Source organism: Pollutimonas bauzanensis (assembly GCF_040393045.1).
Lineage (GTDB): Bacteria > Pseudomonadota > Gammaproteobacteria > Burkholderiales > Burkholderiaceae_B > Pollutimonas > Pollutimonas bauzanensis_A.
This window is the reverse complement of record NZ_JBEBUX010000029.1, coordinates 11551-34884: the sequence shown is the minus strand read 5'-3', so window position 1 is coordinate 34884 and position 23334 is coordinate 11551. Positions and strand designations below refer to the sequence as shown.

Sequence of the window (23334 nt, the reverse complement as noted above, 5' to 3'; positions counted from 1 at the left end):
CAGAACCCGCACGGCTCAAGGCTTTGCGGGTTTTTTTTGTGTCAAAACAGGGCTGTAAAAAGCAAGATGAAGCCAATTGACGCTTAACGCTTAACGCTAAGCGTTATAGAATTTAAATATGATCAAAAGCTTCCGCTGCCCTGATACTCAAGCCCTTTATGAGGGGCGACGCGTTGCTCGGTTTGCGAACTTTACAACGGTCGCTGAGCGCAAGCTACAAATACTCGACAGCGCTAACACACTGGGTTTTCTGCGCTCACCACCAGGCAATCGACTAGAGGCGCTCAAAGGAAATCGAACCGGACAGCACAGCATTCGCATCAACGATCAGTGGCGCATCTGTTTCGTCTGGACGGAACAGGGACCGCAAAACGTTGAGATCGTCGATTACCGCTGAAATGGAGCCTATTATGTCTAAAAACGGCATGCGTCCGATTCATCCGGGCGAAATTTTACGAGAAGACTATCTTATACCGCTAGGCATGAGCGTCAACGCCCTATCCGGCACGCTACATGTCCCCACCACCCGCATGAACGAGATAGTTCGTGAGCGTCGTGGCGTTACGCCTGATACCGCATTGCGACTAGCGGCTTATTTTGGCGGCGATGCAACATCTTGGTTAAACCTACAACAAGCATATGACCTTAAGGTAACAGAGGCCAAAGTGGCCAAGCGTATCGCCGACGAGATTCAGCCGCTTGGGCATGCCTAGTCCTCACTGCGGATCAATTGCATTCATCTGACCCGATGCCGCAGCAATATGCATCAGTTTGTCGGGGTTGCGCTGCGCGTAGACGTGAACGATGCGCTCGCCATCCGATTCACATACCAACGCCGATTCCAGCTTGCCCTCGATAAAGCGCAACAGTGCCCACTGACCATTCAACATGGCAAACTTAATGCGAAGCGCCACCCCATAACGGCGTGATGAGGCAAAGAAAAGCTGTGCAATGCGTCGGCCGCCCACCATAGGCTGCGGAAAGCTGGGTAGCCGACCACCGCCATCGCCCATTAGTACGGCGTCTTCGGCCAGCAAAGCGTTGATCGCGGCAAAGTCGGCGCGCTCGAGTGCCTGCGTGAAGCGCTGCAACAAACGCAGATGCGTCTCCCGCGACACGACATAGCGCGGACGGTCGTCCTTTACCTGAGCTCTGGCACGACTTACCAGTTGACGACAGGCTGCTTGTGTCTTACCAATGGCTTCAGCAACCTCTGGATAATCCATGTCAAAGATTTCGTACAGAAGAAACGCTGCACGTGCTTCGGGCGTAAGCCGTTCGAGCAGCATCAGAAAAGCCACCGATACTTCGTCGACGCGCTCCTTGATCTCTTCAGGTGTTGCCGGCGACTCGGTCATCTGGGGTTCGGGCAACCAGATGCCCGGGTAATGCTCGCGTTGAGTTTTCGCAGCGCGCAGCCGGTCGATCGACAGCCGCGTCGTAACCGCGACAAGCCAAGCCTGAATGTTATTGATGTCCTGCCGGGACGCCGCATGCCAACGCAGCCACACGTCTTGAACGATATCTTCCGCTTCGGCGACCGAGCCCAACATCCGATATGCAATTTGCTGCAACCGCGGGCGCAGCTGATTAAAAGTATGTGTGTCGTTGCTCATGAATAGGTTTCTATGCTATTAACAAAGACTTCGTCGTATGCGATTGGATTTGCCATGCCTTCAGCCATTGTCTTGCATCAGCCCGGCCCCCCTGAGAATCTCAAGTTTGAACCGGTCACTGTCTCGGCTCTCTTGCCCGGAGAGATTCGACTCAAGCATACCGCTGTCGGCGTGAACTTCCATGACATTTACGTCCGATCAGGTTTGTATCAAACCCTTCCCTTGCCGGGCACCCCTGGTATAGAAGGGGTTGGCATCATCACCGAACTGGGAAGCGAAGTTCGACATTTGAATATTGGCGACCGCATCGCCTATGTTTATACGGGCTATGGCGCGTATTCGGAAGAACGTATATTGCCCGCCGAGGCGGCAATTCCGCTATCTGCCGACATGGACGACCATATTATCGCCGCCAGCTTGCTAAAGGGCCTCACCGCACACGTTCTGCTGCATGAAGTTTACGCCGTCAAGCCGGGAGACTGGGTACTTGTGCATGCAGCCGCAGGTGGCGTCGGTTCGCTATTAAGCCAATGGGCCAGCCATTTAGGCGCAAAAGTCATCGGCACGGTGGGCTCTGAACATAAAGTCGAATTGGCACAGCGCTACGGATGCAGTGATGTCATTCAGTATAGGCAAGAGGATTTTGTTGCCCGTGTTAACGATATTACGAAGGGCGAAGGGGTGCAGGTTGCTTACGATGCGATAGGTAAGGATACTTTTTTTGGGTCCCTGGCATGTCTGGCGCCGTGTGGTCATCTGGCCAATTATGGGCAAGCCTCGGGGCCCGTGCCCCCTTTTGAAGTCTCGGCCCTGTTCCGCAAGTCCAACTCATTGTCACGGCCCAGCGTCTTCCAGCACCTGAAAAAGGCCGAAAAACGGCACGCCGCAGCTGCTATGCTTTTCAAAGCGCTGAACGACCGAATTTTGCAGCCTGGCCATATCGCCAAATTTCACCTCTCGGACGCAGCGCAAGCCCACCATGAAATGGAATCCAGATTACGACAAGGCTCGGTGATCCTGACCGTATAGGAATCGGAATCCGTGATATCGTCGAAACCTTGCGTACCTATTTGTTCCCGGATGCGTCCTACCTAAACCCCAGAATACCGCTAAATTATGCAACCTGTTTTGCCCGCTTTCCTGATCGCCCGCTGGCTTCTTTTGCTGGTCGTCTTGGCTGGGCTGTACTTTCTTAGTGGGTTTCTGGTCCCGGTGCTGGCGGCGCTGATCGTGGGACTTGCAAGCTGGCCCCTGTACCAGCGCCTGCTGCGGCGTTGCGACGGACGCACGGCGCTGGCAGCCACTCTAGCGTTGATCGTGGTCATACTAGTACTTATCGTTCCGCTCTCGCTTGCCTTGACCTATGCCATCCAGGAAGCCAGCAGCTTCATTGGCTGGGCCTTAGCGGCAAACCGCGATGGCATGCCAACTCCCCCCTGGATATTGGCCCTTCCCCTGGTCGGAGAGCGGCTGGCAGGCTACTGGGTAGATTACCTGGGTGAACCCCATGCCTTGGGCACGGTAGTGGAAATGGTCAGCGGTGAACATCTGGGCAATATTTACCGCATGCTGCTTGCTGCTACAGGCGATGTATTCCGGCTGTTGCTGACGGTCATATTCATGCTGATCACTTTGTTTTTTGTTTATAAAGACGGCATTCGCATTCTGGGCCAGCTCGACATCGTAGGGGAACGTATTCTACCCACGCGCTGGCAACGCTTCTCGCGCGTGGTACCGGCCACGATTAACTCCACCGTGACCGGGATGGGCCTTATCGCCCTTGGCGAAGGCGTCGTTCTCGGCCTGGCTTACTGGGTTGCGGGGGTACCCTCGCCCGTCTTGCTGGGTGTAGTAACGGGCTTCATGGCCTTGATTCCAGGCGGAGCGCCGCTTTCGTTCTCGCTCATCTCGCTTTACCTGGTCGGGTCTGGCAATGCCATGGCAGGGCTGGGGCTGTTCCTTTGGGGCACCATTGAGCTATTCATCGTCGACAAAACCTTACGCCCGCGCTTGGTGGGCGGTCCTGTCAAGCTTCCGTTCCTGCCCACTTTCTTTGGGCTAATCGGGGGCGTAAAAACGATGGGTCTAGTGGGCCTTTTCATCGGGCCGGTGTTAATGGCCTTGCTGGTGGCAATCTGGCGCGAATGGATACTGGAAGAAAAATCGGAAATCGAAGAGCAGTCGGCAATAACTGTTGATAGCGCGACCGCAATAACGTCTCAGGATCCACCAAAAACGTAACGAGCGCAGGCTGAACAGCATCAGCCATATGGCCTAGTACGCACCACAAGACTTACCACGTTGCGCCGACAATACCCCAGCTTCGGGATTGCCGACGCAAAAGCCATTCTGTAAATCAATGTAAATTCGTAGCATTTACATAACAAAAGCCAGCGCGCGCCCCCTGCACCACAAGTTCTACCAGGGGTAACCCTAGTGTCTCTCCAGCCTACGCAATACGCTCTACCGTATATGACCTAGCCCTTCCGGCTGATGGTCCGCCAAAAGCAATATCTGCTAAAAATTGCTCATATTTCAAAGCATGCTGTCTGGCCCAAATCAACATCTTGAGCAAGCGAAAACATAAAGCTCGCACAAGCTTGAACCGCCCAGCTGCTTCATAAAAGCAATCAGTAGAAGTTTGGGGGACGAGACGATATGCGTTGCCATACTCACCTATCACCGACGGAATCGGCTATGCCGCCTTTTCTGGCGACAACCGCTCCCTTATCGGAAAGCCAAGTCACTTGGTATGTCGCTTACACCGATGCGCGTCAAGAAGCCTATGCTGCGATGAATTTGCAGCAGCAAGGGTTTCTCACCTATTTGCCCTTGTACAAAACATATAAAAAACCGGCAAAAGTCGGCGCGACTCGGGGCATGGCCGCTGCATCCGCAGTATACGACCCGATGTTTCCACGCTATTTGTTTTTTCGGCCTTCCAACAGCAAACAATCCATTAGTTGCGTTCGTTCCACGCGCGGCGTTAACGCGATCATTCGGTTCGGCGCCAGCTACGCATTGGTTCAGCCGGAAATTCTTAAGTCCATCCAGGAACATGAGCAACAGCGCAACCAGGAAGATGTGCGGGCGATCAACCCATTCCAGCCTGGCCGCCGTGTCCGCCTGAGCAATCCCGCGCTGGATGGTCTGGAAGGTCTGGTGCAGTCTGCTTCGACTCAGCGGGTCATCGTGCTGATGGAAATTCTGGGTAGGCAGGCAAAACTGAAACTGTCTCCAAATGAAGTCGAATTAGTCTGAAAGCGGTAGAAAAAACGCCTTGCGGGGGCGAGTAACCCGAACGTACTGCAACACAGCAACAACAAGAGTGATTTTCGGCCTTATTGCGAAAAACACTGCGGGAGCCTGCCCAGGCTCCCTCTGGTTAACGTCAGCTACTCAAAAGTGAATCCTATGAAAGACGAGCTTCTTTCCCTACGCAGGCCAGACATCTCCCGTCTCGCCGCGATCGGCGCGATCATCTGCTCTTTAGCGATATTGTCTGCGTGCAGCATGTCGCCAGGTATGTATATGGGTAAGCCCCAAGATGTTGCCAAAGCACTGAACGAAGAAGGTGCGCCCCCCGGCGCACTCATGACAATCTCGCCGCAGCTCATCGACCAGTTGCGCACAGAACGTCACAGCGAGGTCACCCAGGACATTCAGCGCCTGTTTGGCGTACCCACTGAATACAAAGTAGGGCCAGGAGATATTCTTAATATCGTGGTCTGGAATCATCCGGAATTGGCATTGTCCATGGCTGGTTCGAACGTGGCTACAAACGCGCCCAGCATCGCGGACGTCGGCAACGGCTATAACGTAAGCACCGATGGCCGAATCCAGTTTCCATTCGTGGGCGCCATAAAGGTAGCTAACCTGACGGAGTACGAGGTGCGGGCGCTTTTGACGCGGCGTTTGGCTCAATACATCAGCGACCCACAGCTGACCGTGCGCATTCAAGCCTATCGCAACGGCCGCGTATATGTGGATGGCGAGGTCCACACCCCCGGATTGCTGACCATGAACGACATCCCCATGACGTTGCCGGAGGCCATAAACCGCGCTGGCGGACTGACGCCGGAGGCTGATCGTTCCTCGGTGATTCTGACTCGCAATGGTGTGGCCACTCATATCGATATGCCGGAACTGACCAGGGTCGGGGTGAGTCCGGCACAAATTCTGATGGCTAACGGCGATCTGCTGCGAGTACTGAATCGAAATGATTCCAAGGTATTCATGCTGGGCGACGTTCATACCCCCAGGTCACAGCCCCTACAGGATGGCCAGCTCACGCTCGCACAGGCGCTGGGTGAAGCCAGCGGCATAAATCCCGAGACTGGCAATCCGCGCCAAGTCTATGTAATACGCAAAGGCATTAATGGAAACGCGGAAATCTACCATCTGGATGCCAGCGTGCCCACTGCATACGTTCTCGCCGCCGACTTTGAACTCAAGGCTCGCGACATGGTTTTTGTTGATCCAGCACCCATCGTACGATGGAACCGCGTCATTAGCATGCTGTTGCCTAGCTATGGTGCAGTCAGTGCCACTCGGGACATGACACGATGAACACCCCAGACATGAACAACTCCTATGCCATCGTTCCGGCGGGATACCCGACCCCTATCGTGATTCCGCCGCCGTATGCGCCCCAGAACAACGACGACATCAACTTCCTGAACCTGCTTGATACCACGCTCAATGCACGCTGGCTGATCTTGTCCGTATTCATGACGGCATTATTGGTAGGCGGGGCTTACGCCTTGTTCAGTACACCGGTCTATCAGTCGGACATTCTGATTCAGGTAGAACAGAACCCTACCCCCGCCAATAGCAACTTGCTCAGCGAATTATCGACCGTGTTCAACGTTCAGTCTCCGGCAACAGCAGAGATCGAAATCCTCAGGTCCCGACTGGTTATCGGGCAGGCAAGCGACCAGCTTCAATTACACGTTGAAACCAGCCCTAATTACCTGCCCATCATTGGTCAATGGATGGCAAAACACGCCACCGGGCTATCCAACCCACGCCTGTTCAAGCTGGGCGACTATACATTCGGCGGTTATGTCTGGGGAACAGAATCCATAAAAGTCGGACAGCTTGACGTTCCTGAACGCCTGGAAAATAAAAAGCTGACACTGACTGTCACAACGGCGGGATACGAACTGGAAGGCCCGACCGGCGAGCGGTTGGCGCAAGGAAAAGTAGGAGTACCTACTGACCTGCAAGCAGGCAGCCAGACAGGCCGAATCTTGATCAGCAGCCTGGACGCGAAACCAGACTCGCGCTTTACGTTGATACGACGCTCGACGCAAAACATTATTCAAGATCTGCAAAACAAATTGGTCATCGATGAAAAAGGCAAACCATCGGGCGTGCTTTCCATGACGCTGGACGGCAGCGACCCGATAAAGGTCACGAATATATTGAATGCGATAGGCGCTGCCTATGTAAAACAAAATACGGAACGAAAAGCCGCCGAAGCCGAAAAATCCCTTGGGTTTCTGGAAGTTTTCCTGCCGCAGTTGCGGCAGCAGATGAACGAGTCCGACAACAAATACACGGCGTTCCGCGACCAGCACGGCACATTCAACCTGGGCACCGAAGGCACGCTACAACTGAATAGGTCAGTGACCATGCAGACGCAGTTGTTTGATTTACAACAAAAGCGCCGGGAACTGAGCGCCCAATTTGGCCCATCTCATCCCAGCATCCTGGCCATCACAAGGCAGATCAGCGCACTTGAAACTGAAATCGCCGAATTGACCGTGCATATCAAGGCACTACCCCAGCTTGAACAGAACCTGCTCAACCTGATGCGAGAAGTGAAGGTCAACGGAGAACTGTATGCCAGCTTGCTCAACAGTGCTCAGCAGCTGCGGCTGGTCAAGGAAGGCAAAGTCGGGAACGTACGGATGGTGGATACTGCGGTACCGCCCGAACTGCCGATCAAGCCGAATCGTCCGCTGGTCCTGGCCATCGCCGGACTCGTGGGATTACTGCTGGGAATAGGCTTGGCTTTGTTACGCGGACTGATGCGTAACGGTGTCAAAGCGGCGAACGACATTGAGTCCACGCTGGGTCTTAATGTATTCGCTACAGTGCCTCGGGTGCTTCCCGGCGGCATCAGGCAATCACGGCTCGCCGGGCGTCGGGGCGCAAAGTATGTATTGGCGGAAAGCTCACCGGACGACCCCGCAATAGAAAGCCTGCGCAGCCTGAGGACAACGTTACGTTTCGCGCTGCAAGGGGCCGCCAATAACATCATTATGCTCACCGGCCCCACGGCCGACATCGGGAAGACATTCACCAGCGTCAACCTGGCCTCCGTGCTGGGTGCGGCCGACAAACGGGTCCTGCTCATCGACGCCGACTTCCGTAGCGGCGGGGTTCACCGCTATTTTGAACTGGAACGCTATAACGGCTTTAGCGATCTGATCCGCGGCACGGCGTCGCTTCAAGAGGTCTTGCATACAAACATTATGCCGAATGTCGACGTGATCACATCGGGCATTCTTCCACACAACCCGGCCGAAGTGCTGCTTTCCCCAAGGGCCGCAGAGCTGCTCCAAGAGCTGTCAAAAGACTATGACGTAGTTGTGCTCGACACGGCCCCTGTCCTCCCTGTATCGGACGCGCTGGCGTTGGCGCCCTATGTAGGCACCGTATTTATGCTGGCCAGGGCTCAGGTCAGCACCCTGAGCGAACTGGAGGAGTCCACCAAACGCCTGGCCCAGGTAGGCGCACAGGTCAAAGGGGTGATCTTCAATGATTTTGACCCCAGCAGCCAGCGCTTCAGCTCGCGCTACGGCAGCTATCACCAAAGCTACGGCATGTATGGAACCAACCGTCCCTGAACCACGCACAACACTCTCAAAAAATGACTAGCAGAAAACAGCGTTACCGTCAGTTGTGCGCCACTGAAACGTCCATACCTCTTTTCTCGCGAGACTGGTGGCTGGACGCCACGGCGGGCAGCGAGCACTGGGATATTGCCTTGGTCGAAACTCGCGGAGAAATCGCGGCATGCATGCCTTATTCCACCCGGCATAAGGCTGGCCTGCACATCTCGACAGTGCCACCGCTCACATATTGCCTGGGGCCATGGTTGCGCCCATCCGACGCGAAGCACGCTACCCGGATAAGCCGGCAAAAGGATGCTCTGGAGAAACTGATTGCAGTGTTGCCGCATTTCCATCATTTCAAGCAACAGTGGCATTACACCCAAACAAACTGGCTGCCTTTCTTCTGGCATCGCTTCGAGCAAACCACGAACTACACCTACCTGCTTCCCTTGCTTGAGGGCGAAGACACATTGTGGAGAGGGCTGCAAGAGAACATACGAAGGGAAATAAGAAAAGCCGAGACCAGGAGCGGCCTTAAAGTGCGCGATGACCTGCCAGTATCTTGTTTCTATCCACTTAATAAGCTGGTATTTACGCGACAGAATATGCTCCCGCCCTATTCTGAAAAGCTCATCAATAACGTGGATCAAGCGTGCGCCAGCAAGCATCAGCGCAAGATATTTATTGCCCAGGACGCACAAGGCGCCTTACATGCGGGGGTATATCTGGTATGGGATGAGAACAGCGCCTATTACCTGCTGGGTGGAAGCGACCCCGCGTTCCGCAATAGCGGCGCAATGAGCTTATGCATGTGGGAGGCGATCAAATTCGCGGCCACGGTAACCAAGAATTTCGACTTTTGCGGGTCGATGATAAAGCCCATAGAACGCTTCGTCCGCGCTTTCGGCGGGATCCAGACACCGTATTTCACAGTATCAAGAACACCGTCCAAGCTGGCGGCCGCACTGCTGTATGCACAGTCTGTAACTCGTACCGTCAAAACACAATGACAGCACTAGATAATATCGATATCTTTGGCTCGATGCCCATGGCTGCGCTCGCGTGGCTCAATACGATACTGAGTGAACGCCTCAGCACGAAGCTGCGGCTCACCCAATCCGGGCCCGGATATTTTCTGATGACACTTCCAGGCAGCGACAGGAAGGTATGCATCGAATCCGACTACCTGACTTTTTCGCAAGCCCGTTCGGACCTGCCATGCTGCCATTGGAACGCCGCCGCCGAAGGATGGCGACCGGCCATGAACATTCCCTTGCCGACACCGGGAAAGCAGCATATTCCGTACCCTCTTATTGAAAAAACAGCCACCGGCTGGACCATACACTACGACATTCTCGGCCTTGTTTACTGGATGCTCTCCCGTCAGGAGGAAGCCGGCCGCAGCGACCTGGACCGGCATGGCCGTTTTCCGGCAACGGCCTCCCATGCCTATAAAAACGACTACCTTGAACGCCCCCTGGCCGATGAGTGGCTTGCCATCCTGGCACAAGTGGTCCAACGCACATGGCCACAATTGCAGCTGAACCAGCATAAATTTTCAACCACGCCTTCTCACGATGTCGATACGCCGGTCCGATACGGATTTTTAAGTTTCAAGCAGCTTTTGCGGGCCATGGCCAGCGACATAGTAAGAAGGCATAAGCTGACCGATGCCCTTTATGCACCAAAGATATGGAAACAGTCCAAAGCCATGCTGCATACGGCAGATCCATTCAATACTTTTAACTGGATCATGGATGTATCCGAGAAAAGCGCAATTACCAGCGCGTTCTACTTCCTTTGCGGCCGAACCGAACCATCGCGTGATGCACTGTACGACCCAGGACACCCGGCCATTCGGGAACTGATGCGCCGCATTCATGCCCGTGGCCACGAAATCGGCCTGCACCCCAGCTACAACACCTATAGAAAACCGGACTCCATCGTGTCAGAGGCACGTAAGCTGATCAATATCTGCCAGGAAGAAGGCATTGCGCAAAGCGGCTGGGGCGGACGCATGCATTACCTGCGCTGGCAAACGCCCACCACCTTATATGGCTGGGAGCAAGCAGGCATGGCGTATGACAGCACGCTGAGCTATGCCGACCATCCCGGCTTTCGCTGCGGAACTTGCCATGAATACCCCGCCTTTGACCCTGTAGCAGGCAAAGCGTTGCGCCTGCGCATCCGCCCCCTGATTGTCATGGAATGCACGGTGATGGCGCCACGGTACATGAACCTGGGGTCAGGCGAACTGGCACTGAGGAAATTCACTCAGCTGAAAGCTTCTTGCCGTGCAGTTAATGGCAACTTCACCTTGCTATGGCACAACTCCCTGCTTGCAACGCCAGAAGAACGCGCGCTTTACCAGAGCGTGCTTCTCGCGTAGCCGCGGTTTGCCTGACACAACTCTTTCACCTTGGCCGACGACATGAACGAACCAAAAAAAAGAATCTTGCTGATTAGCTGTTTTTTTTATCCCCAGAACAGGATACCCGTGCTGAGGATAGGCCAATGGGCAAAATACTGGGCATCGCAAGGCCATGACGTTACCGTTCTAACAACCAAGAAATATGACTTCATGGGCCCATTCGGGCTAAAGGAAAAACTGCCTAAAGAAGTCACTGTAGTTGAGGTGCCTTATCTGCCGGCCTGGCTCCTGAAGCGGATAAAAAAGAGCGGAAAACAAGGCCAAGACACTATCCCGGCGGAAACGAGCAAGACAGAGGCGCGGTCGTCGACACTACACAGTAAAGTGCGCAGCCTGCGCAACCACATCGGATCCATGCTGGACATCCACGACCTATGGGTCGCTCCGGCTTACAAGGCAGGCTTGCGGCTGCTTGCACTGGATCATTATGACGTCATCGTCAGCTCGTATTCGCCGCCAGCGACGCATGTCGTCGCCAGCAAGCTGAAGAAAAAACATCCGAATATCATCTGGTTTGCGGACTTCAGGGACTTGTGGGTGAACAACCACATTACCTCTGCAAAAGGGATATTCAAGCTTTTTGAACAAGCCAAAGAGCGCCGGACGCTGCATGACCGTGCTGATGCGATCATTACTGTATCCCGGCCGTTGGCCGCTGACTTGCAATCGCGGCACCCCACGCTTCCAGTCTGGGTGATCGAAAATGGTTTCGACCCCCAGGAGTTTCCTACCTGGGTGCAATCCGTATCGGCCGGACAGCAGCTGAACGGCACTATCACCATCTGCTATGCGGGAACCATTTATCCCAACCGACGGGACCCTACACCCCTCTTCAATGCAGTCAACGACTTGATCGATGCGAAGCTGATCAGTCCGAATAAAGTAAGCATCGAGTTCTATGGCCAGAACGAAAGGGAACTCAACGAAATCATTCAACGCACGCGTGCCAATCGTCACAACATCATCAAAATCAAAGGCTTCGTAAACCGCCCGGCATCGCTGGAAGCGCAAAGAAAGAGCAATCTGCTGCTTTTACTGGAATCGAGCGAACCTGGCGCCAAAGGCATGTTGACAGGCAAGGTCTTCGAGTACTTGGTCAGCGGCACACCCATCCTGGCTGTGGGAATCGATAACACGCACGCTGCCGGCGAGTTGCTGGAAAAAACCGGCACAGGCTTTTGCTCTACCGACACCGAGGAGTTGAAAAAGCTTTTGCTAGCGGCAATAGAATCCAATCAATTTCGCTTTTACCGTCCTCGCAAAGACCTGATCGCCAAGTACTCAAGAGAAAAACAGGCTCAGTCGATCATCGACAGACTAAGAGCCCTCCAGGGAGCTCCGTCGTGCTAACCGCACTCAAGGCGTATTATCTGTGCGCTTCGCTGGGCTTGTTCATTTTCGCGATTTACTCGAACAAGAACGCCCTGCACTCCTTTGGATACGGCATTGCCCTGAATATTTTCCCGCTGGCGCTGATGCCGGAGGTATCCATGGACATTGCCCGCATCGCAGGAATGCCATTGGCCTACCTTCCGGTTATTTCAGCGGGCCTCGCACTGGCGGTGCGCAACGGCATTCGATTACCACGTTCATATAGCCTGCTGCTAACCCTGGCCGCCATATATTGCATTTACACGTTTTTCACAACAGTCGCCCTCGGCGGCGTCACCGTTGCCAATTTAGCTTACTGGCTGGCCTGGCCGTTAAATTTCCTTATCTTTTTTTCAGCAGCGGCTTTCTTTTCCCGAGTAGACCAAGTCACGGCCAACAAAGTCATCAAGTTCACAATCACGGTCTTGGTGTTGGGCTGCCTGGTTGGCCTTGCCCGGTATGCGCTAGGCATAGGAGAGGACGCGAACTTCATGCCGGTTGTAAACCGTAATGGAACCGTCGTTTTCATTGCGATGATTTTCCCTTTGCTGTTGTATATCTACAAGGAAGAACGCAAGTCACTGGCCTGGTTGCTCTTTTGCATAAGCTGCATCGCTTTGACGCTGACGCTGACCTTTTCCCGCTCGGGCATCATAGGGATGCTGGCCGGCATCATTCTGTATTACATGCGGTTTACGCTTTCCGGCTTACTCAAGTCCACAGCTATCGTCCTCGTGCTCACAGCGATCGTGTTAAGCGGCGTTGCCGACAAGTCGCTGCAACGGCTTGAACGCGTATCTGTCACCACCAGCATGCTGATACATGGCCAAGACCTGAGCAACAACATGAATGACTACAACCGCGTCATGTTGCTAAAGGGCGCTATCGCCACAGCCAAAGACAACTTCTGGTTCGGCACCGGGCTGGGCCTGGAAAACTATAGAAAAGGCTTTCACAAAGTCAGCGACTACGGCCATGACTCCAAAGCCCATAACTTCTACCTTTCGTATTTTGCAGAACTTGGGCTGGCTGGATTCTCCCTGCTGATGCTCATTCTGTTTTTGATTTCAAAAAAACTGTATCCCATGTCCGGCCGCTATAAGGCCTTCAAGGTGTCATTTCTAGTCATGGCCATCATGATGACTATGAATGAATACATTCTTTTGCCGGAACTCTGGTTCTTCTTCGGCATGTTGGCCGGGATGTCTTATCTCAGGACCGATATTGCCGACCGGCCACGCCAGGTGCTGGCGCCAGTTCGGCCCGCCTATTCGGCAAGCCCTTCATTAAACCGGCTCACCAATCGGAACTTAAATGGCTAACGAATACAGCGCAGCAGAGCGAAGCATCGCTAAATTCCTATCGCAATTTCCGATATTGAAGTCTGGAATAAAACGCGCCTATGGAAGACTGGTCTTTCTGCGCAACCGACCGCGCGCCAGAGCGCTGTCCACCCATAAGATTGAATCGGTAGGCGACGATATCTTGAACACGTTTTTTGGATACTACGACAAGACCCCTTTGTCCAAGGACGGCTTCCTGCTTTGCCACGCCACCGTGCATCCTACAGATCAGAAACCAGATGCCAAAAAAAGCATCGACATTCTGGTCTTCTCGAGCGACGACTTAAAGCTGCCGCTCCTGACAGTAAACACCAAAGTCTATAACTGGCAGCAAGGCGCCCGCGCGCACTGGCTGGATTCCGACGCTTTTATCTTCAACGATTTTGATGAAACAAAAAAACGCTATATAAGCCGCGTTTTCTCCTTGCAAGAACGAAAAGAAGTGCGGCAATTCGATTTCCCAGTACAGGACTCGTTTGGGCACGACTATTTTCTTGCCATCAATTACAGACGCATTCAGGCCTTGAGGCCTGATTATGGCTACCGGAACATCCCTGCCCTGACTGACCATGAAATGGCCAATCTTGAGCAGGATGGCATATGGAAAATCGACCAGCGCACTAGCGAAGCAACACTGCTCTATTCCATTGCCGAGGTATGCAAAACGGGCTTCGAGCCCCGCTTCAATACGGCAAAGCACAAGATCAATCACGTCATGATTTCACCAGGCGGCGACAGGTTCATATTCCTTCACCGCTACTTCGTGGGCAACAGGAAGTTCGACCGGTTGTTTCTGGCAAGCGCAACCGAAAAAAAAATCCAACTTCTAAGCAACCACGAGATGGTCAGCCACTGTTTCTGGATTGACCACGGCTCGCTGATTTCGTATATGCGCGGGCCATCTGGCAAAGACGGTTACTACGTCATCGATGTCGACACCGGCGACATCAGTTCTTTTGCCAATGGCAAGCTCGACAGTATGGGGGATGGCCATCCCCATGTACACGATGGCTGGTTCATTACCGACACCTATCCCGACAAATCCCGGATGCAGCGCCTGGTAAAGGCCAGCCTTGCCAATGGCAAGGTCGAAGAGCTGGGGCAATTCTTTCAAGACTTCAAGTTCGGAGGCGAAACGCGCTGCGACCTTCACCCGCGAGTCTCGCCGGACGGAAGCAAAGTTTTCTTCGACTCGGTTTGCAATGGCAAACGCAAGCTTTACATGCTGAACCTGCAGGCCTGAATCCGCCTGACCGGCGCAGCGCCTCTCGACTATTACGATTCAGTGGGAGCCTCACCATGAGCTTTTCAGTGTTGATGTCGATTTACCATGCCGAGCATCCTGACTATCTGCGCCAGGCATTACAAAGCTTGCTTGACCAGACGCTAAAGGCAGATGAAGTGATACTGGTCGAAGACGGGCCTTTGCCAGCTGTACTGACCATGATCATTGAGTCATTCAGAGCATCGTTGAACATAAACTCGGTCAGGCTGGCTACTAACGGCGGCCTTGCCGTGGCGCTGAACGAAGGCTTGAAACACTGCCGCCATGAGCTGATCGCGCGGATGGACGGCGACGATATTTCGCTGCCGCAACGGTTCGAAAAGCAGATAGCCTTTATGGAGGGCAATGCCGACATCGCCGCCAGCAGCACGGCTTTGGATGAGTTCGACGAAAACGGTACAGTGTTCTCATCGCGCATCCTGCCGCTGACACACGATGAGTTGGTCAGGTTCGCCAAAACCCGCAGCCCCATCAGCCATGCAGCTGCGATATTCAGGAAATCGGCGGTTCTGGCAGTAGGCGGCTATCCCTTATTCAAACGTTCGCAAGATGTTGCCTTATGGTCACTGTTGCTTATGCAGGGCTACAAACTGGCGAATCTACCCGACAAGTTATTCATGGTTCGAGCAGGCGCCGGATTCATGTCCAGAAGCGGGCTGCAAAGTTTCAAGTACGAGTATGCCGTTATCCGCTATCAACGGAAAATAGGTTTTCTTTCAAGCTTCGATTTCGTCAAGAACATAACCATAAGATTCATCTTGGCGGTCGCGCCGGCCAGCATCAAGAAACAGCTCTATGCCCATGCAAAGATTGATCTGGCATCACTGTGCAACGCAATTGCAAAACGGTCTTTCGATATTTTCTTTTCGTTTTTTGGCCTCTTGTTTTTGTCCCCTTTAATTCTTTTGTGCTGGCTTGCGGCATCCGTGGATACGCGCAGCAATGGTTTGTTCGTACAGGAACGCGTGGGACGAAATGGCGAGCTATTCAAGATCTTCAAGATAAAAACCATGCGGCATGGCGCAGAATCCGGCAGCACGATCACTACCGCATCAGACAACAGAATAACCAGAACAGGCGCCCTCTTTCGAAAAACCAAAGTCGACGAATTGCCGCAGCTATGGAACGTGTTGGTGGGCGACATGAGTTTTGTTGGCCCTCGGCCCGATTTGCCCGGCTATGCGGACGACTTGCAAGGCGACGACAGAATCATCCTGTCGGTGCGGCCAGGCATCACCGGCCCCGCCTCGCTGAAATACAAAAACGAAGAGGAAATACTAAGCCAGCAAGCGGATGCCCTTCGCTACAACCGCGAAGTCATATGGCCCGACAAAGTCAAAATCAATAAAGAATACATCCGTGATTACAGCTTCGCGAAAGACCTCAAATACATCATCAGTACGGTAGCCAAGGGCGCTTCTGATTAACCATGAAAGGAATACCTATGCTCAACACCCCTTTTTCACCATGGCCGTCGTTTACTCCCGAAGAAGCCGATGTCGTGCGCGAAGTCATACTTTCGAACAAGGTCAATTACTGGACCGGGCAAGAATGCCGCAAGTTCGAACGGGAGTTTGCCGCCTGGACGGGTTGCGACTATGCCGTCGCGCTCAGCAACGGGACGCTTGCCCTGGACGCGGCATTGAAAGCACTGGGCATAGGCCCCGGGGATGAAGTGATCGTTACTCCACGTACATTTCTGGCATCAGCCTCGTGTATCGCCAACACGGGAGCAAGGCCGGTGTTTGCCGAGGTCGACCGCGACTCGCAGAACATTACCGCGGCAACCATTCAGTCCGTGCTCAGCGACCGGACGCGAGCCATCATGTGTGTCCACTTGGCTGGCTGGCCTTGCGACATGGATCCCATCATGGCCTTGGCCAATGAGCATCACCTTTATGTGATCGAAGACTGCGCTCAGGCGCACGGCGCGCGATACAAAGGCAGGTCGGTAGGATCGATAGGCCATATCGGGGCCTGGTCATTCTGCCAGGACAAGATCATGACGACTGGCGGCGAAGGCGGCATGGTTACGACCAACGATAAAGTGCTGTGGTCTCAAATGTGGTCTTTTAAAGATCATGGGAAAAGCTGGGAGGCCGTTTATAAACGAGAACATAAGCCCGGGTTCCGATGGTTGCATGAAAGCTTTGGCACTAACTGGCGGATGCTGGAAGTCCAGGCCGCAATAGGCCGGCTGCAGCTTGAACGCATGGCCGACTGGCACGCCACCCGGATAGCGCTGGCGCAACAGGTTTGGGGGATGGCCGCCCAATTGCCGGGACTGCGCGTTCCCGTTATTCCATCCGACATCACCCATGCCGCTTACAAGTGCTATGTATTTGTCGAGCCGACGCTACTCAAGCCCGAATGGAATCGCGACCGTATCGCAGAAGAAATCAATGCGATGGGTGTGCCGTGCTACTCGGGCTCATGCTCCGAAGTGTATTTGGAGCATGCCTTTGACGATACAGGCTGGCGTCCTGAACCGCGCCTGCCGGTGGCCAAAGAGCTGGGCGAAACAGCGCTGATGTTTCTTGTGCATCCAACCCTGACTGAACAAGAAATAGAAAAAACCTGCCAGGTTCTTAATGACGTCATGCGACTCGCCGCCAAGAAGCCCGCCTATGCGTAAACTTTTCAAGGTCAAGGGCGAGTTCCTCAAAAACGTTATCACGCTGATGACTGGAACCATAGCCGCACAGGTATTCACTGTTGCGGTAAGCCCTCTTCTTACCCGAATCTACACCCCTGCCGACTTCGGCGTGCTGGCCTTGTTTACAGCGCTTAACGCCGTCTTGAGCATTATTGCCGCGGCAAAGTATGAAACGGCCATCATGCTGCCAAAAGAAGACAGCGATGCCATGAATATCGTAGTGCTGGCCACAGTTATTACCTTAGTCGTCAGCGCATTGATGCAGGGCATTATTTATGTGTATGAAGACGAACTGATCCGAATGGCCAACACGCCCCTGGCAGGGAAATGGATTTACATGCTGCCATTAAGCGTGGCTCTGACCACCGGCACCCAAATCATGATCTATTGGAACAACAGGGGTAAACAATTCCGGCAGCTCGCTACCGCCCGCGCCATTCATGGCGTGGGCACCGGCACATCCCAATGCGCCCTGGGATATGCGAAGGGAATTGCCTTCGGACTGATTGCAGGACATGTCATAGGGCATATTTTGGGGCTTGTGGCCCTGATCAGGGCAAACCTTGCATCGATGAGCGCAATGCGGCCCTATGTTTCATGGGGGCAAGTTAAAAAGAACGCCAGAATCTACAAGCGCTTCCCTATGTTTTCCTTATGGGGTGCTCTTTTTGACAGTAGCGCCACACAGGTTCCTTTATTCGTCATTGCCAGCTTTTTTTCAGCGTCCGTGACTGGCCTGTTCGGCTTTACCGTAAAAGTATTGTCACTACCGCTGTTTCTAATATCGAGCGCGATCTCCGAGGTGCTTTATCAAAAAATAACCCAGCTGGACAGCACAAATCCCAATTCACTGCGGCGCTACATCGTAAGAATCTTCATGCTCTTGGGCTGCATTGCGGTGCCGTTTTGTTTGATATTCATGACCTATGGCGTAGAGATTTTTTCTTTTGTGTTTGGACAGAACTGGGCGCTGGCCGGCGAGTTCGCCGGCCCGTTGTCGGTTGCCGCGGCCGTGCGTTTCATGGTGAGTCCTTTGAGCGTGGTTCTCTATTTGAACCATAACGTAAAGAAGGGGGTCGGATGGCAGGTCGCCTATTTCTGCACCCTTACCTCGGTTTTGCTGCTGTGCTCTCAGCAAACGATCACCGTTTTTTTGAATGCATTCGTGGCACACGAAATCGTGCTGTTCACGGCTTACTTCGCCGTCATTATCTGGGCAACCAATCACCGGCTCGTCCCTGGCGCCGACGACCACCAACTCCCGCTGGCGGCCGGCCCGGACGCCTTGAGCAACGGTTCGGCAAAGTAGTCAGGCTTTATCAATCATCAAACTTCTGCTTTTGGCGCAGCCAAGGAGACAATTATGTGCGGGATTACTGGCGGCTGGTGGCTTAAACCACCGCGGGATTTGCGTGACAGGATCGCAGCCTCGCAACAGAAGCTGAAAAGGCGAGGACCCGACGACAGAGGAAGCGAACTGTTTGATGTGTGCACAGGCAAATTGGCGCTTGCCCACACCCGCCTGTCCATCATCGACCTAAGCTCCGCGGGACGCCAGCCCATGCAGTCGGACACGGGGCGGCATCACATCACCTTCAACGGCGAGATTTATAACTATCGCGAACTACGACAAGAACTTACCGCGCTGGGATATACGTTTCACTCGGACTCCGACACCGAGGTATTGCTCAAGGCCTGGCAGGAATGGAACATCGATTGCCTGGTACGTCTGGAAGGCATGTTTGCCTTTGTCGTGTATGACGCAAAAGAAAAAACGCTAAGCTGCGTACGGGACGCGTTTGGCATCAAGCCATTTTATTTTGATCTGCAGCCTGACCGCTTTCTGTTCGCCTCTGAACCGGCGGCTCTGCTGTGCTTGCGCGAGCAAAAGCCACAAGCCAACTGGCAACGCTGCTACGATTACCTGGTGCACGGCGACTTTGATAACCAGCAAGATAGTTTCATCAAGGGCGTCCAGCAACTGCTGCCCGGACAATGGATGAAAGTCGACCTGTCCAATCCCGGCGCGAGTCGGCAGCAGACCTGGTGGAAGCCCAATTATCAGGAGAACACTGAATTAAGCTTTGACCAGGCCGCTGAGGCAGTACGAGAGCAGTTTCTTCATAACGTGCGCCTGCATCTGCGCAGCGATGTCCCGCTTGGCGCGGCACTATCAGGAGGCATAGATTCATCGGCCATCGTTTGCGCCATGCGCTATCTGGATGCGAGCCAGCCCATCAACACCTTCAGCTACATTGCGCCCGGATATAAACAATGCGAAGAAAGCTGGGTCGATAGAATCAATCAGTTCACCGACGCCAAAGCCCATAAAGTCAGCGCCACTGGAGAAGACCTGGCCCGGGATCTGGATCGCCTGATTGACCTTCAGGGAGAGCCCTTCACAAGTACCAGCGCTTACGCCCAGTATCGCGTATTTCAATTGGCGCATGAAAGCAATATGACGGTGACACTCGAAGGGCAAGGCGCTGACGAGTTACTGGCGGGCTACGCAGGCTACCCCGGCCATAGAATGCTGAGCATGATTGAGTCCGGCGACCTGTCGGGTGCGGAGCGTTTCGCCAGAAACTGGGCACGCTGGCCCGGTCGCAGCTACGGACGCGCGTGGCAATATCTTGCAGCCGTTACCCTGCCAGACAGCTTATTTGGAATTGCCAGCAAGACCATGGGACGCAGTTTCACGCCCTCATGGATCAACGCTGGCGCCTTGGCCGACGCAGGGGTCACAATGGTATTCGAGCGGGAGAAAAAGCACGACAGTGCTAAAGGCAGGCGCGTCATGGAACGCCTGGCAAGCTCATTGACGAATCGACATTTGCCCGGCTATCTGCGCGAAGGAGACCGCAACTCGATGCAGTTCTCTCTTGAGAGCCGGGTGCCGTTCCTGACATTGCCGTTGGCCAACCTGCTGTTCTCGTTGCCGGAACATTATCTGATATCACGCGATGGCGAAACGAAAAGTGTATTTCGTGCAGCGTTGCGTGGCATTGTGCCCGACGACTTGCTTGACCGAAAAGACAAGATCGGCTTCGAGACGCCCGAGTCGTCATGGTTCATGGAAAAGTCCGACATCGTCCGGCAGTGGCTGCAAGCCAGTCATGACATTCCCTTTCTGAATGCGCGCGCTCTGCTGGAACAGTTTGATTCAATTGCCAGCGGCAAGGCGCCTTGCACCACTCAGGTCTGGCGCTGGGTCAATTTCCTTAAGTGGTATGAGAAATCGGGTTGCAGCGTGCATGTCTGAAATTTCTGTGCTTGATTATGGCGCAGGCAACGTAAGCTCCGTCATACGCATGATTGAGCGTGCAGGCGGGCGGGCCCGCCGGATATATTCGCCGGCCGAGGTTGCAGAGGCAACGAAACTCATCATCCCGGGAGTTGGCGCATTCGACTATGGAATGTCGCAGCTTGAATTGCGCGGCTTGCTGCCCGCCCTTACGACAGCGGCATTGGAGAATGCTGTTCCTGTGCTGGGGATTTGCCTGGGAATGCAATTGATGTGCCGCACCAGCCAGGAAGGGAAAATGCCCGGCCTGGGCTGGATCGATGCGCATGTGCTGCGCTTTTCGTTCACCAACGGTGGCAGCCTGCGTGTGCCGCACATGGGGTGGAATACGATTCAGGTACCCAGAGAAAACCAGTTGCTTGCAACAGACTCCGGCGAGCAGCGATTTTACTTTGTGCATTCCTATTATGTCGCTTGCAATGACCCTGCCGATCCTATTGCGATTACTGACTATGGCGGAAAGTTTGTCGCTGCGTTTCAACGAAAAAATCTGTTTGGCGTGCAATTCCATCCGGAAAAGAGTCACCGATTTGGAATGGAGCTGTTAAGCAATTTCCTGGAATTTCCACATGCTTAAGCATAGAGTCATCCCAGCCCTGCTACTGCGCGAAGGTGGATTGGTAAAAACGCGTCACTTCAAGAAGGCGCAATATATTGGCGACCCGATCAACGCTATCCGGATATTCAATGACAAAGAGGTCGATGAGCTGATCGTCCTTGATATTGACGCATCAAAACGCAGTGTAGACCCTGACTACGCGACGATAGAACTGTTTGCGAGCGAGTGTTTCATGCCGCTTTGCTATGGAGGCGGAATTCGTTCGATGGACCACGCTGCCAGGCTATTCAACCTGGGGGTCGAGAAAATCTGCATGCAGTCGGCCGCCTTTGATCAACTGGATCTTATCTCACGGATTGCCGACCGCTTCGGAAGCCAAAGCATCGTTATATCGGTGGATATCAAACGCAACTGGCTCAAGCAACCAATGCTATATGAAAGCCGTAGCGGGCGCATACGCAAGCAAAGCTGGCTGGATTTCGCCCACAAGGCAGTCCAGGCAGGTGCCGGTGAAGTATTGATAACAGCAGTAGACCATGAAGGAGACATGACCGGCTACGACTTGCCGTTGATCCGGCAAGCCGCCGAAGCGCTGGAAGTACCGCTGATCGCCCTGGGGGGGGCGGGAAGCCTGGCTGATATCAAGGCAGCCATCAATGCCGGCGCATCCGCTGCAGCAGCCGGCGCGCTGTTTGTACTTCATGGCCCGCACAGGGCCGTCTTGATTACCTATCCGCCATACGCGGAACTAGAAAAAATACAGGGGCATGTATGAAACGGTCTTATCAAGTATGCAATCTTTGCGTCATGGATACGAGTGCATCGGACATCACGTTCGATGCGCAAGGCGTATGCAATTACTGCACCGAGTTCCTGATACGTTCCAAAGACATCATCAACCAGGATCCCGTAGCCAAGAAAACTGAACTGGACAATTTCATAGCTAAAGTCAAAGCGGCAGGCAAGAACAAGCGCTACGACTGCATTGTTGGCGTATCGGGGGGGGTAGACAGTTCTTGGGTTCTGTACCAGGCCGTAAAGCTGGGACTGCGACCGCTGGCAGTACATATGGACAACGGATGGAATAGCGAACTGGCACAACACAATATCGCAAATCTGGTTCAGGGTCTTGGCGTAGACCTGCATACTCACGTTATAGACTGGCCCGAATACAAAAAGCTGATGCAGGCATTCTTCGATGCCGATGTGATCGATGTGGAGCTGCTTTATGACAATGCCATGCTGGGCGTCAATTACCGGTTGGCCGTCCAGCATAACTCCCGATACATCCTGGCCGGAACCAATCAAGCAACCGAAGGGATGCGTATGCCGCCTGGCTGGAACTGGCTCAAGTACGATAAGACGAACATCAAAGCCTTGGCCAGGAAGTTCGGTCGCGTGCAGATCAGAACGTTTCCAACCATAGGTACGTTGGAATACATACGATGCCGGCTTGCAAACCGCATTCAGTGGACGTCCTTCCTTGACATGATGCCCTTCAACAAGTTCGACGCGCTGACTGAACTGAAGGAAAAACACCATTACAAACCCTATCCCTATAAGCACTATGAGTCGATCTTTACTCGCTTCTACCAGGGATACATTCTTCCAAACAAGTTTGGCGTGGACAAGCGCAGACTGCATTTGGGAACGCTGGTCGCGTCCGGACAGCTCAGCCGCGAACAAGCACTGGAAGGGCTAAAAGGTATCGCCTACGCTTCCGAAGCAGACCTGGAACGCGATAAGCAGTATTTCATCAAGAAAATGGGATGGTCCGAAGCCGACCTCACCGAGTACATGAGCCGCGTTGGAAAGCCGCATAGCCTGTACGGAACAGAAGAGCCCTTGTGGAATATGTTCCAGCGTAGCTATACCGCCATTTCCCGCAATCAGGCAAGATAGGCTGGTACGCGCTACGCCGGGC

The 23334-nt window shown here is 53.8% G+C and carries 20 protein-coding genes; 19 read left to right on the top strand and 1 reads right to left on the bottom strand.

Annotated features, from left to right (window positions below; all coding sequences use genetic code 11):
- The first annotated feature begins 118 nt into the window (after positions 1-118).
- Both ABWO67_RS06710 and ABWO67_RS06705 read left to right on the top strand, forming a co-directional pair.
- The gene (locus ABWO67_RS06710; RefSeq protein WP_353149333.1) at positions 119-397 is read left to right on the top strand and encodes a type II toxin-antitoxin system RelE/ParE family toxin; all 279 of its coding nucleotides are present in this window, start codon (positions 119-121) and stop codon (positions 395-397) included.
- Between the two features lie 13 nt (positions 398-410).
- Positions 411-713 (top strand): HigA family addiction module antitoxin, encoded by a 303-nt coding sequence (locus ABWO67_RS06705; protein ID WP_353149331.1) that lies wholly within the window; start codon positions 411-413, stop codon positions 711-713.
- 3 nt (positions 714-716) lie between these two features.
- Here ABWO67_RS06705 and ABWO67_RS06700 read toward each other — a convergent pair whose 3' ends face one another.
- On the bottom strand, positions 717-1616 hold the full coding sequence (locus ABWO67_RS06700; protein ID WP_353149329.1) for an RNA polymerase sigma-70 factor: 900 nt from the start codon (positions 1614-1616) through the stop codon (positions 717-719).
- 54 nt (positions 1617-1670) lie between these two features.
- Here ABWO67_RS06700 and ABWO67_RS06695 point away from each other — a divergent pair, with 54 nt between their 5' ends.
- From ABWO67_RS06695 to ABWO67_RS06615, 17 genes are all read left to right on the top strand, one after another.
- A complete protein-coding gene (locus ABWO67_RS06695; protein ID WP_353149326.1) occupies positions 1671-2645 on the top strand; it encodes a quinone oxidoreductase family protein in 975 nt (324 codons plus the stop codon).
- An 84-nt stretch (positions 2646-2729) separates the two neighbouring features.
- Positions 2730-3857 carry an AI-2E family transporter gene (locus ABWO67_RS06690; RefSeq protein WP_353149335.1) on the top strand — a complete coding sequence of 376 codons (1128 nt, stop codon included), beginning with the start codon at positions 2730-2732 and terminating at the stop codon, positions 3855-3857.
- Between the two features lie 456 nt (positions 3858-4313).
- On the top strand, positions 4314-4877 hold the full coding sequence (nusG, locus tag ABWO67_RS06685) for a transcription termination/antitermination protein NusG (protein ID WP_353149324.1): 564 nt from the start codon (positions 4314-4316) through the stop codon (positions 4875-4877).
- A gap of 153 nt (positions 4878-5030) precedes the next feature.
- The gene (locus tag ABWO67_RS06680) at positions 5031-6185 is read left to right on the top strand and encodes a polysaccharide biosynthesis/export family protein (protein ID WP_353149321.1); all 1155 of its coding nucleotides are present in this window, start codon (positions 5031-5033) and stop codon (positions 6183-6185) included.
- A gap of 11 nt (positions 6186-6196) precedes the next feature.
- Entirely contained in the window at positions 6197-8473 is a 2277-nt protein-coding gene (locus ABWO67_RS06675) for a polysaccharide biosynthesis tyrosine autokinase (protein WP_353149318.1), read from the top strand.
- 23 nt (positions 8474-8496) lie between these two features.
- Positions 8497-9471 (top strand): GNAT family N-acetyltransferase, encoded by a 975-nt coding sequence (locus ABWO67_RS06670; RefSeq protein ID WP_353149315.1) that lies wholly within the window; start codon positions 8497-8499, stop codon positions 9469-9471.
- Positions 9468-10850 carry a polysaccharide deacetylase family protein gene (locus ABWO67_RS06665; protein ID WP_353149312.1) on the top strand — a complete coding sequence of 461 codons (1383 nt, stop codon included), beginning with the start codon at positions 9468-9470 and terminating at the stop codon, positions 10848-10850. The genes ABWO67_RS06670 and ABWO67_RS06665 overlap by 4 nt, the downstream gene beginning before the upstream one ends.
- Positions 10851-10892: 42 nt before the next feature.
- The gene (locus tag ABWO67_RS06660; protein ID WP_353149309.1) at positions 10893-12242 is read left to right on the top strand and encodes a glycosyltransferase; all 1350 of its coding nucleotides are present in this window, start codon (positions 10893-10895) and stop codon (positions 12240-12242) included.
- The gene (locus tag ABWO67_RS06655) at positions 12236-13585 is read left to right on the top strand and encodes an O-antigen ligase family protein (RefSeq protein ID WP_353149307.1); all 1350 of its coding nucleotides are present in this window, start codon (positions 12236-12238) and stop codon (positions 13583-13585) included. Before ABWO67_RS06660 ends, ABWO67_RS06655 begins: the two co-directional genes overlap by 7 nt.
- Positions 13578-14849 (top strand): TolB family protein, encoded by a 1272-nt coding sequence (locus ABWO67_RS06650; protein ID WP_353149304.1) that lies wholly within the window; start codon positions 13578-13580, stop codon positions 14847-14849. The genes ABWO67_RS06655 and ABWO67_RS06650 overlap by 8 nt, the downstream gene beginning before the upstream one ends.
- Positions 14850-14905: 56 nt before the next feature.
- Complete coding sequence (locus ABWO67_RS06645; RefSeq protein ID WP_353149301.1) at positions 14906-16318, top strand: sugar transferase; 1413 nt, start codon at positions 14906-14908, stop codon at positions 16316-16318.
- Positions 16319-16335: 17 nt separating this feature from the next.
- On the top strand, positions 16336-17526 hold the full coding sequence (locus ABWO67_RS06640; RefSeq protein ID WP_353149298.1) for a DegT/DnrJ/EryC1/StrS family aminotransferase: 1191 nt from the start codon (positions 16336-16338) through the stop codon (positions 17524-17526).
- Complete coding sequence (locus tag ABWO67_RS06635; protein WP_353149296.1) at positions 17519-18856, top strand: lipopolysaccharide biosynthesis protein; 1338 nt, start codon at positions 17519-17521, stop codon at positions 18854-18856. Before ABWO67_RS06640 ends, ABWO67_RS06635 begins: the two co-directional genes overlap by 8 nt.
- A gap of 54 nt (positions 18857-18910) precedes the next feature.
- Positions 18911-20809, top strand: a complete 1899-nt coding sequence (asnB, locus tag ABWO67_RS06630) for an asparagine synthase (glutamine-hydrolyzing) (protein WP_353149293.1) — start codon at positions 18911-18913, stop codon at positions 20807-20809.
- Positions 20802-21428: an imidazole glycerol phosphate synthase subunit HisH gene (hisH, locus tag ABWO67_RS06625; RefSeq protein ID WP_353149290.1), complete on the top strand. Its 627-nt coding sequence runs from the start codon at positions 20802-20804 to the stop codon at positions 21426-21428. The genes asnB and hisH overlap by 8 nt, the downstream gene beginning before the upstream one ends.
- On the top strand, positions 21421-22185 hold the full coding sequence (locus ABWO67_RS06620; protein WP_353149287.1) for an AglZ/HisF2 family acetamidino modification protein: 765 nt from the start codon (positions 21421-21423) through the stop codon (positions 22183-22185). Before hisH ends, ABWO67_RS06620 begins: the two co-directional genes overlap by 8 nt.
- Positions 22182-23312, top strand: a complete 1131-nt coding sequence (locus ABWO67_RS06615; RefSeq protein ID WP_353149284.1) for an N-acetyl sugar amidotransferase — start codon at positions 22182-22184, stop codon at positions 23310-23312. The genes ABWO67_RS06620 and ABWO67_RS06615 overlap by 4 nt, the downstream gene beginning before the upstream one ends.
- The last annotated feature ends 22 nt before the right edge of the window (positions 23313-23334 follow it).

Excerpts from the sequence above, each read along its gene's own strand:
- ABWO67_RS06710 (WP_353149333.1), top strand. The coding sequence starts at position 119 with ATGATCAAAAGCTTCCGCTGCCCTGATACTCAAGCCCTTTATGAGGGG.
- hisH (WP_353149290.1), top strand. The coding sequence starts at position 20,802 with ATGTCTGAAATTTCTGTGCTTGATTATGGCGCAGGCAACGTAAGCTCC.
- ABWO67_RS06675 (WP_353149318.1), top strand. The coding sequence starts at position 6,197 with ATGAACAACTCCTATGCCATCGTTCCGGCGGGATACCCGACCCCTATC.
- ABWO67_RS06700 (WP_353149329.1), bottom strand. The coding sequence starts at position 1,616 with ATGAGCAACGACACACATACTTTTAATCAGCTGCGCCCGCGGTTGCAG.
- ABWO67_RS06650 (WP_353149304.1), top strand. The coding sequence starts at position 13,578 with ATGGCTAACGAATACAGCGCAGCAGAGCGAAGCATCGCTAAATTCCTA.
- asnB (WP_353149293.1), top strand. The coding sequence starts at position 18,911 with ATGTGCGGGATTACTGGCGGCTGGTGGCTTAAACCACCGCGGGATTTG.
- ABWO67_RS06705 (WP_353149331.1), top strand. The coding sequence starts at position 411 with ATGTCTAAAAACGGCATGCGTCCGATTCATCCGGGCGAAATTTTACGA.
- ABWO67_RS06680 (WP_353149321.1), top strand. The coding sequence starts at position 5,031 with ATGAAAGACGAGCTTCTTTCCCTACGCAGGCCAGACATCTCCCGTCTC.
- ABWO67_RS06665 (WP_353149312.1), top strand. The coding sequence starts at position 9,468 with ATGACAGCACTAGATAATATCGATATCTTTGGCTCGATGCCCATGGCT.
- ABWO67_RS06695 (WP_353149326.1), top strand. The coding sequence starts at position 1,671 with ATGCCTTCAGCCATTGTCTTGCATCAGCCCGGCCCCCCTGAGAATCTC.
- ABWO67_RS06645 (WP_353149301.1), top strand. The coding sequence starts at position 14,906 with ATGAGCTTTTCAGTGTTGATGTCGATTTACCATGCCGAGCATCCTGAC.
- nusG (WP_353149324.1), top strand. The coding sequence starts at position 4,314 with ATGCCGCCTTTTCTGGCGACAACCGCTCCCTTATCGGAAAGCCAAGTC.
- ABWO67_RS06615 (WP_353149284.1), top strand. The coding sequence starts at position 22,182 with ATGAAACGGTCTTATCAAGTATGCAATCTTTGCGTCATGGATACGAGT.
- ABWO67_RS06660 (WP_353149309.1), top strand. The coding sequence starts at position 10,893 with ATGAACGAACCAAAAAAAAGAATCTTGCTGATTAGCTGTTTTTTTTAT.
- ABWO67_RS06635 (WP_353149296.1), top strand. The coding sequence starts at position 17,519 with ATGCGTAAACTTTTCAAGGTCAAGGGCGAGTTCCTCAAAAACGTTATC.
- ABWO67_RS06640 (WP_353149298.1), top strand. The coding sequence starts at position 16,336 with ATGCTCAACACCCCTTTTTCACCATGGCCGTCGTTTACTCCCGAAGAA.
- ABWO67_RS06670 (WP_353149315.1), top strand. The coding sequence starts at position 8,497 with ATGACTAGCAGAAAACAGCGTTACCGTCAGTTGTGCGCCACTGAAACG.
- ABWO67_RS06620 (WP_353149287.1), top strand. The coding sequence starts at position 21,421 with ATGCTTAAGCATAGAGTCATCCCAGCCCTGCTACTGCGCGAAGGTGGA.